This is a genomic window from Bacillus smithii (genome assembly GCF_001050115.1).
Taxonomy (GTDB): Bacteria; Bacillota; Bacilli; order Bacillales; family DSM-4216; genus Bacillus_O; species Bacillus_O smithii.
This window is the reverse complement of the sequence record NZ_CP012024.1, coordinates 2821184-2833497: the sequence shown is the minus strand read 5'-3', so window position 1 is coordinate 2833497 and position 12314 is coordinate 2821184. Positions and strand designations below refer to the sequence as shown.

Genomic DNA, 12314 nt, shown 5'->3' with positions numbered 1-12314 from the left:
GAAAAAGAAATGGAAGGGCATATGAAGTATCAACCATTGCCGATAGAATTTTTCCAGAAGCCGACCCTTGAATTGGCAAAAGCCTTGCTTGGCTGTCTGCTTGTAAAAGAGACGGAAGAGGGAATAGCCTCTGGCTTTATTGTAGAGACGGAAGCATATATGGGTCCGACAGACCGCGCAGCCCACAGCTATGGCAACAGGAGGACAAAACGGACGGAGATTATGTTTCATGAAGCCGGGGTGGCTTATACATACGTGATGCATACCCATTGTTTGTTTAATGTAGTAAGCGGCGGCAAAGAACAGCCGGAAGCGGTGCTGGTTCGTGCACTTGAACCTTATGAAGGCATCGATTTGATGTTTCAAAGAAGAAGCAAGATTAAGGACGTGCGCCAGCTGACAAACGGCCCCGGCAAATTGACGAAGGCTTTAGGGATTACAATGGCAGACTATGGCCGTCCTCTTCAAAAACCTCCCTTGTTTATTGCAAAAGGATTTGAACCTGTGGCAATTTCACAAGGAAAGAGAATCGGCATCGAAAATACGGGAGAAGCTAAAGACTACCCATGGCGATTCTGGGTAAGTGGAAACCGATTTGTTTCGAAATAGATAAAATTCCCACCAAAACCGGTGACAGAAGAAATGTGACGCAGGAATGATGATAAAAAATCGATGTGATGGAGAGGGGCGGTTTATCCGATCATTGGATTGTAAAAGAAGCTGAACTTTTGGGAATAATGAAAAGTCTTTTACGATAGAATGCTTCAAAATCAGGAGGAGTTCAAAGTTGCACTTATTGATCCATTTAATCGATCAATATGGATACATCGTCCTTTTCTTTTCGTTAATGCTGGAGCTGATCATTGTTCCTGTCCCGAACGAAATTCTTATGAGCTATGTCGGTTTTCTTGCTTATCAAGGAAAAGTCCATTTTGCTCTCGCTGTCCTTTTTGGGGGCTTGGGGGGAATTGTAGGAGTCACGATTTCCTATTGGATTGGATTTAAATTGGGAGCCCCTTTTTTCTATAAATATGGAAGCAAGTTTCATTTAGGACCGGAGAAAATAGAAAGAATTTCAAGATGGAATCAAAAATACGGAAGAAGATTATTGTTATTTTCTTTTTTTATTCCCGGCGTTCGTCATGTGACTAGTTTATTTTCGGGAATCACCCGCTTGCCTTTTCGATCTTTTGTTGTTTTTGCGTATATCGGCGTGTTTCTGTGGGTAGGGACGTTCATTTTTTTGGGAAAAATTTTCGGCCCAAAATGGGAGCAATTTCATCAAGAGGCCAAATTATATATGATCATTGGCTGCGTCGTAATTGGTCTTGTGTATGCTATATACTTGTACATTAAAGTAAACATCCGCAAGATTCGAGAAAACTTGATTTTGTTATTTGAAGCCATGTTTAAACGATTTCACAGCTTCCTTGGCATGAAGCTGCTGATTTTCGGGATGGCCATTGTGTTTATCGCTTTGTTCAGTCTGATGGTAGGGATGATTCAAGATTTTATCGAAAATGAATTTGGACAATTTAATACCATCACGAAGGCTGTCGTTTCGTATATAGTGGATCCTCGCTGGAAACAGCCGATCGATTCTATGTATTCCTTATTGTCGCGAAACTCTCTTTTGTTTGTGGGTTTTTTAACGATTATATGGATTTTCTTCAAAGGAAAAAACAAATGGTTGGAATTCCAATATTATGTCATTTGCATACTGGGAGCTCTTATTTTAAGCAAAGGCCTCCATATTTTGTTCAGCTATATTGCGGCTGCAAACATGTTCAGCCAATCTTTCCCGAGCGAATTAAGTTTTTTATGGGTTGTGCTTTACATCTTTTTTCTGTACATCGTGCTTCGGCATAGTCAAAGAAAAATAGGAAGTGTTTTGATTGTTGTATTAGAAATGCTGATATTTGCACTGATCTCAGTCAGCAGCATTTATTTAGGGTCGGAAAATCCAAGTGATTTAGTGGCTGGCTATACGTTTGGAGGAGTTTGGGTAAGCTTGATCATTTTGATGATCGAAATTTCCAGGCTCTTAAATATGATCAAAGCTTCCAAACGAAGTCATATGGAGAAAGCAGAATAAACGGGCGAAGAAGAAACTTCCCGCCCGTTTTCCAGAAAATTTTTATCTTTTTCGATGATGTTGGGAGCGTTTTGGGAGGACTTTCATAGGACGTTTATCGATCATTTCATCTAAACGGACAAATTGAATGTTACGCTGCCTCAATTCTTTCAAAACTTCTTTTAATGCTTTTAACATATAGTGAGGAGCGTCAATATGGGCGCCCGGCGTGTCTCCGCAATCATGCAGCAAAACGACGTCCCCGGGCTTAATCCTTTTCAGGAGCTTATTTTGTATGATCAAGCTCGTCCCTTTATTGCGCCAATCGCCTGCCATAACGGACCATAAAATAATGCGAAATTCCTTGTGCAGAAAAAAATCAAAGAGATTCATCAGACCCCAAGGCGGACGGTAATAAGACGGCCGAACGCCGGTGATATTTTGAACAATGGCCGCGGAGTCCCGCAAGTTGCGGACAACGGACCAAGGAGTCATCAGCCAATTGGATCGATGGACGTAATTATGAATTCCGATCAAATGGCCTTCTTTATGCATTCGTAAGATGAGTTTAGGGTATTTTTTCGCTTTCGATCCGACGACAAAAAAGGTGGCTTTGACCCCATATTTCTTTAAAAGATCAAGCAGTTGTGCTGTGTACACGGGATCGGGGCCATCGTCGAAAGTGAAAGCGACTTGGCTTTCACCGTTCCCTTTTCGAAATGCTCCAACACCGAACCAAAAGGATAATAGATAAGGAATAAACATATAAAAACATAAAAAGACAAAAAAGCAGATCATGATTTTCTCCATAAATCAAAATCCTTTCTTCTCTACAAGGCCTAGGAAGATTCATAGATGACACAGGAATCTCCCTATCTTTATCCTATTATAACGGTTCAGCCGTTGATGTGGAGGATAGACGTTCTTTTTTTAAAAAAACGTGCCGATTTCCGTTTTTTCAATTGGTGTCCATTTGCCACGATGTAAGTAGGGTGGCTTGTCATGGCCATTAGTTGATAAATGGCCAACACCGCATCGAATGCGGCGGCTTTTTTTTGGATTCTTTCAGAGTTCTTTTTCATCTTCAGCAGGAGCGGCTTATTTTTTATCAAATTGGAAATTTGAAAGATTAAGTCATCGGGATTTTCAGACAGAATGGCTGCTCCGGATTTTGTTAAATAACGAGCGTTTTCTTGTTCTTGACCGGGCAGAGGATGATAGAGAATCATGGGCAGCTCCATGGCCAAAGCTTCTGACGTGGTCACTCCTCCCGGTTTTGTGATAATGATGTCCGAAACTGCCATCAGTTCATGGACATATTCTACATAACTGAATAAATGAATCCGATGTTTAGACTGTTTTAGTTCTACTTCCAACTTTTGTTTTAATTTCTGATTGCGTCCGCACAAAATAATCAATTGCAGAGTTTCCGGGATGGATTCAAGCGTTGGCAAATTGAGAAAACCTTTGCCAAAAAGGCCATCTCCGCCTCCCATAATCAAAACGGTAGGAAGCTCGGCATCCAGTCCGTGCTTGACAATAAATTCATCGCGTTTATAAGGATAAAGAAACTTTGTCTGAATGGGGATTCCCGTACTGGCAATTTTCTCTTCCGGGACATTTCGTCTGAGCAATCTCTTTTTCCTTTCATTGGAACCTACTATGTAAAGATCCGTAAAAGGGTGAATCCAACAACTGTGATCCGTATGATCTGTAATCACGGTCACAAAAGGGATATTCGTTAATCCATATTCTTTCAGTTTAGAAAGTATTCCGGACACAAATGGATGGGTGCTGACGACGACCGCGGGTTTCTCTTTCTCCAGCAATTGGAGCATCTTTCTTAGTCCAACGAAAAACAACGACTGTATTCTTGTTGAAAATACGCTTTTTGGATGGGTTTTTTGATAAAAAAATCCATATAGTTGAGGAAAGACTTTCAATCCTTTTATGTAAAGATAATTGCTGATTGGATACATATGAGGATGAGCCCATGCAATAAAATCGAAAACAACAGGCTGCACATTTGGAAAACATAGCTGAACGGCTTCTTCCAGAGCTTTGGCAGCTTGGAGGTGTCCTTGTCCGAACGTACCCGAAAGAATAAGGATTTTGTTTTTCGTCACTTTTGACATTCTTCTTCCCCCAATAATCTTTGTGATCAATAGAAAAGACTGAGGTTGTCCAAAAAAAGTTCATGTCAGAAAAAGCGGGTCGAGGAAGAAAAAACAAAAACCCTTTATGAATTAATCAGAGTTTTTGCTTTTTCTCCTTTCAAAGAGCGGTTTTGAAAAAAGCCATGTCATGGCAATGCCCAATGAAAACCATATGAGCAAGAGCAGACAGACACTTCCAACGACAGGAAAATTAATCATAGAGACCGCCAGCGCTGAACCGAAGAGCAATTTCAGCCATTCAGGTTTGCCATCCATGAATTTCAATTGTTTGCCCAATTCTTTGCTGAATACAAGCAATCCGATAAAAAAGGAAAGAGCGCTTGCGACAAATATCAACAAGGCAACCGGTATGCCAATAATGGTGAGAGCCAGAAGCGTGCATAACGTTGTCAGCGCTAAACTTGCCATAAATCCAATGATCAACGTTTTACCGGGTCTTTTCAATAAAAGTTCTTCGTGTCTGAATGTTCTGCGTTTCAAAATAATCCCTAACAGTACGGTGCCAATCACTAATATAATACTAAAAGCAAGCCGTATGCCCCAAGTGAATAAATAAAGAAATCCGCCGAAGATAAAGCTGTTTTGCATGGGATCGTTTAGATTAACGGTGATGAGATGCTCGGAGATACGAGCCCCTTTTTCTTGATGAACATGACCGCCGATCACAATGACAGGACCGCCTACAACGGCTGTTTTGTTCATCGTAAGGTCACCGTTCACGACGATGACTCCGACTTTGACATGTCCGCTGATCTCGGCGTCATTTCCAAGTACAACCACATTTTCCACTTTTTCTTTTTCGGGAACGATGACATCTTTTTTGTCTATTATAAGTTTATCTGCTGCCAGAGCAGGGTGAACGATCAGCAAAGTCAAAACCATGATGGAAAGAAAGGCACTCAAAATGTTAAACCCTTTCATGTTCTACATCTCCCTATTCTAGACTTTTTACCCTGAGCAAAAACTGAATGGCCCAAATCGATGTTCCTAAAATAACCATGGAAATGATAACACAAGCGAGAAAGAGCAATGGAATGGACGAAAGAACCGAGGCCAGTGCATGAGTCACGCTTAATCCGATATGCACAAAGGAAGTGGCCAGTGTAATTCCTACATAAAACACGTTCCCCATTTTCGAGAGAATGAAGGCAGCCATTAGTAGGGCGATGAAACTCATAGTCCAACGAACATATCGATTCATTGGGCGATACGGCGAGGAGATTTGTTTTATTTTCCGGACAACAGAGTGTTCAAATTGAACATTCGGTATTTCGATGGAATGATAAACGGCAAACAGTTCTTCTTTCAGCCATTGAAGTTCTTTTAGCTCAGTGCTGCATTGACGGCATTCTGCTACATGGTCTGCTACTTTTTTTCTTTCCTCTTCGTTTAATTCTCCATCAATAAACGCTGACAGGAGTTCATGAACATGGTCATTCATTGTGCTCGCCTCCGAAAATTTCTTTTTTCAACGCGATTCTGGCCGAATGGATGCGTGATTTCACTGTACCAAGGGGAATGCTTAACATTTTGGAAATTTCATCGTACGAATATCCTTGGATGTCGCGCAGCGAAAGTATGGTGCGCTGGTCCGGGGATAATTTTTGCATCGCTTCCTGAATTTCAAGCTTCAATTGTGTCCGATCGATAGATGAGGTCATACTCATGTGTTCGGCTCGATCCTTGCTTTGCAGCTGCAATTTTTGTATTTTTTTTCTTTTTTTTAATTTGTCGTAACAAATATTCGTCACGATTCTTGTCAGCCAAGAAACAAAGGCAAAGTCATTATCCAGTTTGGATAGCGATGAGTAAGCTTTTACAAAAGCTTCCTGAGCGATATCTTCCGCTTCCATTCGGTCATTCACGATCGAAAAAGCATGGCGGAATACTTGGCCTTTATATTTGGAAACCAGTGTAGAGAACGCCTCCAAATCCCCGCTCCTGGCCTTTTGTATTAAATTGGTGAGTTCTTGATCCACCTTTTTTCAACCCCCTGTGAAGAAAAGCTCGAGCCTTCTATGGTTGATAGATCGGAACGACATTTTTTGCTAAAATAATGGGACGCCTTCTTATAGGAGATTTAAGGATCCATTTGCCGGTGCCGGAATTCAGATGCGGAAGATCGGGGAAAATCGGGTGGAAATCACTCAAATTTCCCTTATAATATGGACTGTTTCGTCTTTTTTCTCAAAAATCGATCGTCCGTTTCTGTTCTTTACAAAAGACGCCGTTCAAATAAGATAGGTTCATTTTTACCGAAAATCATTTTCAGCATTCTTGGGTAATGACGACGTGAAATACTTTTTTGAGGAAAGAAGGCAAATAAATAATTGAATAGAACGTTTTCTATGCTTTCAAAGCTGATTTTTCCATAAGGGATTTGTCGGATCATGGTGAAAATGGAAAGTATTTTATCATATTTCCTGAAAATTTACAATTCTATTTATTCTTGTCGTTTTCCTTTATATTTAGTGGGATCATAATATTTTAGGGGGGATTTTATTGAAAAAAGTTGCTGCCGTCATTATGTCTGCCGCTATTGTTTTGTCTGTAAATCCTTCGCTTGAGCTTGCTGCACCGCCAGAGAAAGAACTGACTCAATATCTTCAAAAAATAGGAATGTCGAAAGAAGTAGTCAATAGTCAATTGGAAAAATTTTATGGCGAAGATTTAGATTCATTTGATTCGGTGGAAGAGGTAAGACAAGTTCTTGGAAATCCGATTAACGATCATGATTTGCAAGATTTATTGACAAGGTATGGGTTTTCTTCTGAAGATGAATTGGAACAAATGCTTGTGGAATACGGCGAACTGGAAAAAGGCCAAGATATCCGCGATGTTTATAAATTTATGAACCCGTTGGAAGACACCGTTTCGTTTTATGCGCTTATGCCGGAAAACAAAGAAAATTGGCTGGATGTCGATTCGATTGCCGATGCCCTTTCCCCGTTTGGATTGACTAAAGAGGAGACACAACGGCTGATCGATCATTTGAAGTCTTTAAACTTAGACGAGCAACAGTTGCTGCCATCATTGGAAGAGTTGAATCGTCGGATGGAAGCGATTGGGGAATTCGATAGCGCCTCTGATCTAACGGACGCTCAACTTACCGAACTTGCAGATATTTTTCACGACTTCTTGAGTCTTTTTCATATGGATGCCCGTTTTTACTTAGAGAAAAACGGCCGGAAAACCCCGCTGTCCTGGAAGCAATTGATTACGTTGGAAAAAACGAATGGAAGCAATTTGCTCATTGAACTTTATAATGATCATGGAGAATTTTTGGCAGATATGATTTTTACGGCTGATCTGTTTGGCTCGGATGTGATTGAAAATACGGTGAATAAAGCCATAAATGGCAGCGCCGCAAAAGGGCAGCCGAAAGCACATCTGATCAAACATACTGTTAAAGGCGGACTGATGCCGAAAACGGCCGGCCATTATATGGAACAGCTACTCGCCGGAATTTTCGCATTGTTGATTGGTGCCGTATTACTGCGCAAATGGCGCGTGAACCATTCATGAATCTTTTTTTACAAAAAAATGGACTGATTTTTATCGCCGCTGTTGCTTTCCTGATCGGTGGTCTTTACCTAACCGGGAATAGTTTGAAATCTCTTTTCTTTTCTGAAAAATACGAAAATGAAAAGGCTGTTCAGGTCGACGCAAAACAAGCTGTACAGCCTCTAAAAGAAGAACCGTTCTATGCAGCCCGGCCAAAACAGGGTGAAAAGTTTGGCGAACTCTTTATTCCGAAGCTCCATGCCAGTATGCCGATTTACGAAGGGACAAATGAGGATGAACTGGCGAAAGGAGTCGGTCATTTTGCCGAAAGTGTATTGCCGGGGGAAAAAGATAATTGTGTGTTGAGCGGTCATCGGGATACGGTATTTCGAAAATTGGGAAAGGTTAGGGAAAATGATTTGTTGATTGCTGAAACATCTGCAGGAACGTTTACTTATAAAGTCTACAAAGTTCGCATCGTTCCAAAAAACGATCGTACAGTTATCGTTCCGAAGCCGCGGGCGACATTGACGCTGACGACATGCTATCCATTCCACTATATTGGCAGCGCACCGAAACGTTATGTGCTGGTGGCTGCATTAATCTCTGAAAAATTGAAGGAAAGAAGAATTCATCAAGAGAAGAAAGCGGGATAAGAAGGAGCTGTTCTGCTTTTTCCAAATGGAGACAGGATCTTTCATCATAATGACTTGCTCCGTAGAAAAAGATGATACATTTTTAAAATTCCCGAAAAAATATGCAACAACCCATTCAAATGGCATTATTTTATTGATATTTGAAGACGGACGATCAGTCCGTCTTCTTTATGTGCGCCCGGCATGTACATGAACTATAGGGTGTAAGTCCCGAACCCCGAAGACAGAAGTAGAGGTTAGCCAAGAGCAAGGGTGTCCGTGGTGACGCGGAATCTGAAGGAAGCTGGAGGCAAAACACCGGTCCGAGGAACACGAACCTCATATAAGGCTAGGTATGATTGAGTGAGTTTGCATAACAAAACAAAGCTCTTTCTGTCGAAGGTCATATCGAGTAAATGAGGCGGATAGATGGTGTGAAAGTGCATGTACTTACCCGGGGAGGTCTGGCGGATATGTGAAGTACTCTTCATAACCTACTTAGTGATAAGTAGCTGAACCGTCAGAAGTCAGCAGAGGTCATAGTATTAGTTGGTCTAGAACAACTAAGAAGGACCGAACAATTAAGAGAGAATAGCCCTTGGTATTCAGTGAGTCATGATGAACACAGAAAACGTAGTACCTCACTTGAGGGAGGAAGCGGTGAATCCCGTGGGAGACCTCTTGGAGGGTGGAGTGACCACTGGCATAAAGAGAACAGCTATTCACGGAAGTTATAAAGACTTGCGTCAATTATCTTAATTGAACCGCCGTATACGGAACCGTACGTACGGTGGTGTGAGAGGACGGGAGTTAATCGCTCCCTCCTACTCGATTGGTTTGATTCATGGAAAAAATGTTTATGGATAGACTGATGACTACGGCATCCGATGATTGAAGGGCGTCGTGCGTGGCCCTTTACTTGCTTGGAACGAAAAGAGATGTCTAAATCATCGAATGATGATGATTGGCCAAACGGCTTTTGAAACAATATAGAAGAAACGGGAAGAACCTATAAAATGTTTATTTTTTCATGGTGGAGTACATGTATTGATAGGCTTTTGCTTCTTCCGTCATTCCTAAATGACTATATATTTTGGCCAGCCACTGAACAGGTTTCGGATCGTTCGGGTGAAGCTCCATTTCCCAGCTGAAGCAGTCGATTGCTTTCTTGGGCTGTTGAAATTCATAATACAGTTCGCCAAGCAGAAACTGTTGATCAGGATCGTCTTGTATGGCCAGCATGCGATTGATTTTAGCTGCTGAAGGCAAAGGGATATGCTGTTCTTCAAAAGGCTGAAGCCATTTTTTTACATAGTTCAAATCGTGTTTTTTCAGCAGAAGAGGAATAATCAATCGGATCGTTTTTTCTATTGTCCCTGCGTTCTGTTTGTTGACAGGAAGGGTATTAATTTTTTCCAACTGAATTTCATCCATTTGAATGGCGGGATCAGCCAAGATAGAGGCAAATTGTTGAGATTGATATTCCGTAATCGGGGAGTGCTGATCAAAAAGAAAGTTGACCGCACGTTCATACCAATGAAGCTTGAGAAGCAGATCAAATAGATCATACTCAAGAGCCGGAAATGCTGCACCTTGTTGATGAAGCTGGAGCAAAACGAGGGCTGTATCTTGGTCGGATAGAAAGGTCGAGAGTGTCGTGCGCAATGATTCATAATCTTGCTCCGGTGTGCTGGAATGCAACAGGCGATGGATGGATAAAGCCGCTGCATCGATCAACCGATTTTGTTCGAGAAGCTCGGATTGAAGCTTTGCATAGGCTTTTTCATCATAGGCGGTACGTTCAAAAAAGAGTTGTTCAGCCATAAGCTTATCTTTTTCCCATAAGGCATCATCGTTTTGATAAATGTCGTCGTATTTTCGGAAATCCAGATCGTTGGCTATTTGTTTTACCCATGGATTTTCCGGAGCATACTGTTTTAACAGGCGTATGACTCGATAGGCAAGAAAGTATTTGCCGTTTCGCCGGTATTCATAAAAAATGTCTCGAATCAGCTTGATAATCGTCTCTTTTTCAAGAATGGAGTCGAATAAAGGGAGAATGTGGGCAATTTCGAGAGAAGAATATTGATGTTGCCATTGTTTCAGAAGATGTTGGAAACTTTGAATCGCAGAGGGGCGATTTTGGTGAATGAGGGTGTCTATAAAAGGATGAGGGGCCTGAAATACGATTCCGTTTTGAAAGGCTTTGTACAATTGGGAATGATCGTTGAAACGCAAAGGTTTTATAGCAGCAAGCAATCGGTTTTTAAAGTAAATCAGAAAGAAAGTCTGTTTTTTGGAATCCGACGCCTCGATCAACTTAAACATATGGTACACGGCCATTCTTTTTATATCCAACTTGTTCGCTTTATGATGATCGAGAACAGTTAGCGTATAATTTTCTGTCATTCTTTACCCCTCCAATAGTGAAAATACTTTTTATTTTCTTATTTGATTTTATTGTACCATGATTGCAACACAAACTCGAGCACAGTCTTTAAATCGTTTGGTATTGCCGCATGTCTGTTTACTCCCATTCCCCTTTGTGACATTTTGTACGCCTAAAATGATATTTTCAAGCACAACCGGAAGATTCCTTATGACGGTTGGATTGTCAGGAATTCATCGTCTAATCGTTGTTTTTCCGAGCACTCGCGGAAAATTCAAAACGAATAATCCTTCAAATTTCATCGCATTCTAAACAAGGGCATGCCGCCCAATCTTGAAAGGAGGGAATTCTAATGGAACAGCCAATCCATCAAAACAACGCTCCTTCTATGCAAAATATACCTGGACAAATGTATCACGGTGGTCATGAGTTGTTTGAAATTCATGAATTGCTTTCCAACACGATCAGCCTTCTCGACCAATATATGATATTGCGCCAATTGGCAAAAGATCCGGAATTAGTGGACATGATGAACCGTCAGTATCAATTTGTGTCCGATAGCTACAACATTACAGTAGAAGCTTTGAAAACGGGGAATAAACCGTCCCATCCAACGCAGACATATATGATGAAACAAGATCATAGCACCGTTTATGGGATAAAGCCTTCCAATCCGGCTAAAGCAGCGCAATCCGTAACGGAAATCAATGACCAAAAAATTTCTACTCAAATGCTGCAAATGATGAAATCGGCTGCCTTTCTTCACACGATAGCGGCATCCGAAACGGTCAATCCGGTTCTAAGACGAATATTGGCTGACAATGTTCCAAACTATTTGGAAATGGCGTATGAAATTTTCTTGTATCAAAATAAACGCGGTTATTATCAAGTACCGCAATTTGATAGACAAACGACGGAGACAACTGTCAATCGCTTTGCGCCGGTACAAACAAACCTTCCGCAAAATCAAGCGACAGGCTATAACCAAACACACTAAAAAGGATCAGTCCTAAAAGTGGGGCATCCTTTCATGTCAAGCTTTCTGTCGGGCGTTGTTGGATCGCGGAATTCACTTGCCTTCCGCGGGTGACCCGTGATCCTCCTCGCCCGTATCATGCCTGAAGTCTCACCTGGCTTGTTTTTCCTAGAGTAGTCTCGCACGTTTCGCGTTGATTTCGTTCAAATTTCGATTGGAGCTTCCTGCTAGGGGGCTCCGAATATTATGGGCTCGATGTTGTATACAGCTGTCTAATACACGGAATTTTAACTGTTGCATGATCAAGGGATTTTTGAATGAAAGGAGCATTTGGTTGCTAATTTTCACCTTGTATCGGTGATTTTACATAAAAAACCTTGATTATTCATTTTGAAAATGCAAAAAAGGTTGAAAAGTTCACATGAAAAGGATAGTGAAAAAGGCCATCGATTAATATAATAGCCGGGGGCAGTACATATGACGGCGTGAGAGGAGGGGGCTTTTTCCTCTCCTCTAATTTGATTTTCGGTGCATGGATGGCCATCGAGACGCCGGCAGG

At 41.4% G+C, this 12314-nt stretch carries 11 protein-coding genes; 5 read left to right on the top strand and 6 right to left on the bottom strand.

Features of this window, described 5'->3' with window-relative positions:
- The first annotated feature begins 21 nt into the window (after positions 1–21).
- Together BSM4216_RS13285 and BSM4216_RS13280 are read left to right on the top strand one after the other, a co-directional pair.
- Positions 22–609 (top strand): DNA-3-methyladenine glycosylase, encoded by a 588-nt coding sequence (locus tag BSM4216_RS13285; RefSeq protein ID WP_156179294.1) that lies wholly within the window; start codon positions 22–24, stop codon positions 607–609.
- Between the two features lie 178 nt (positions 610–787).
- On the top strand, positions 788–2095 hold the full coding sequence (locus BSM4216_RS13280) for a VTT domain-containing protein (protein ID WP_048624004.1): 1308 nt from the start codon (positions 788–790) through the stop codon (positions 2093–2095).
- 42 nt (positions 2096–2137) lie between these two features.
- Here the strand turns inward: BSM4216_RS13280 and BSM4216_RS13275 are convergent, their stop codons facing one another.
- The 5 genes from BSM4216_RS13275 to BSM4216_RS13255 form a co-directional block, all read right to left on the bottom strand.
- Complete coding sequence (locus BSM4216_RS13275; protein WP_048624003.1) at positions 2138–2884, bottom strand: polysaccharide deacetylase family protein; 747 nt, start codon at positions 2882–2884, stop codon at positions 2138–2140.
- A gap of 86 nt (positions 2885–2970) precedes the next feature.
- Positions 2971–4209 (bottom strand): MGDG synthase family glycosyltransferase, encoded by a 1239-nt coding sequence (locus BSM4216_RS13270; RefSeq protein WP_048624002.1) that lies wholly within the window; start codon positions 4207–4209, stop codon positions 2971–2973.
- Positions 4210–4320: 111 nt separating this feature from the next.
- On the bottom strand, positions 4321–5172 hold the full coding sequence (locus tag BSM4216_RS13265) for a hypothetical protein (RefSeq protein ID WP_048624001.1): 852 nt from the start codon (positions 5170–5172) through the stop codon (positions 4321–4323).
- 13 nt (positions 5173–5185) lie between these two features.
- Positions 5186–5692, bottom strand: a complete 507-nt coding sequence (locus BSM4216_RS13260) for an anti-sigma factor family protein (RefSeq protein ID WP_048624000.1) — start codon at positions 5690–5692, stop codon at positions 5186–5188.
- Complete coding sequence (locus tag BSM4216_RS13255) at positions 5685–6230, bottom strand: RNA polymerase sigma factor (protein WP_048623999.1); 546 nt, start codon at positions 6228–6230, stop codon at positions 5685–5687. Before BSM4216_RS13255 ends, BSM4216_RS13260 begins: the two co-directional genes overlap by 8 nt.
- A 523-nt stretch (positions 6231–6753) precedes the next feature.
- On the opposite strand from BSM4216_RS13255, the gene BSM4216_RS13250 reads away from it, so the two are divergent.
- Both BSM4216_RS13250 and BSM4216_RS13245 read left to right on the top strand, forming a co-directional pair.
- Positions 6754–7776 carry a processed acidic surface protein gene (locus tag BSM4216_RS13250; RefSeq protein ID WP_048623998.1) on the top strand — a complete coding sequence of 341 codons (1023 nt, stop codon included), beginning with the start codon at positions 6754–6756 and terminating at the stop codon, positions 7774–7776.
- Positions 7773–8411 carry a class D sortase gene (locus BSM4216_RS13245; RefSeq protein WP_003352599.1) on the top strand — a complete coding sequence of 213 codons (639 nt, stop codon included), beginning with the start codon at positions 7773–7775 and terminating at the stop codon, positions 8409–8411. The genes BSM4216_RS13250 and BSM4216_RS13245 overlap by 4 nt, the downstream gene beginning before the upstream one ends.
- 999 nt (positions 8412–9410) lie before the next feature.
- On the opposite strand, the gene BSM4216_RS13240 is transcribed toward BSM4216_RS13245, so the two are convergent.
- Positions 9411–10799: a hypothetical protein gene (locus BSM4216_RS13240; protein ID WP_048623997.1), complete on the bottom strand. Its 1389-nt coding sequence runs from the start codon at positions 10797–10799 to the stop codon at positions 9411–9413.
- Positions 10800–11131: 332 nt separating this feature from the next.
- Here BSM4216_RS13240 and BSM4216_RS13235 point away from each other — a divergent pair, with 332 nt between their 5' ends.
- Positions 11132–11776, top strand: coding sequence for a spore coat protein (locus BSM4216_RS13235; protein WP_048623996.1), 645 nt, complete (start codon positions 11132–11134; stop codon positions 11774–11776).
- Positions 11777–12314 lie beyond the last annotated feature (538 nt).

Excerpts from the sequence above, each read along its gene's own strand:
- BSM4216_RS13265 (WP_048624001.1), bottom strand. The coding sequence starts at position 5,172 with ATGAAAGGGTTTAACATTTTGAGTGCCTTTCTTTCCATCATGGTTTTG.
- BSM4216_RS13240 (WP_048623997.1), bottom strand. The coding sequence starts at position 10,799 with ATGACAGAAAATTATACGCTAACTGTTCTCGATCATCATAAAGCGAAC.
- BSM4216_RS13270 (WP_048624002.1), bottom strand. The coding sequence starts at position 4,209 with ATGTCAAAAGTGACGAAAAACAAAATCCTTATTCTTTCGGGTACGTTC.
- BSM4216_RS13275 (WP_048624003.1), bottom strand. The coding sequence starts at position 2,884 with ATGGAGAAAATCATGATCTGCTTTTTTGTCTTTTTATGTTTTTATATG.
- BSM4216_RS13235 (WP_048623996.1), top strand. The coding sequence starts at position 11,132 with ATGGAACAGCCAATCCATCAAAACAACGCTCCTTCTATGCAAAATATA.
- BSM4216_RS13260 (WP_048624000.1), bottom strand. The coding sequence starts at position 5,692 with ATGAATGACCATGTTCATGAACTCCTGTCAGCGTTTATTGATGGAGAA.
- BSM4216_RS13285 (WP_156179294.1), top strand. The coding sequence starts at position 22 with ATGAAGTATCAACCATTGCCGATAGAATTTTTCCAGAAGCCGACCCTT.
- BSM4216_RS13245 (WP_003352599.1), top strand. The coding sequence starts at position 7,773 with ATGAATCTTTTTTTACAAAAAAATGGACTGATTTTTATCGCCGCTGTT.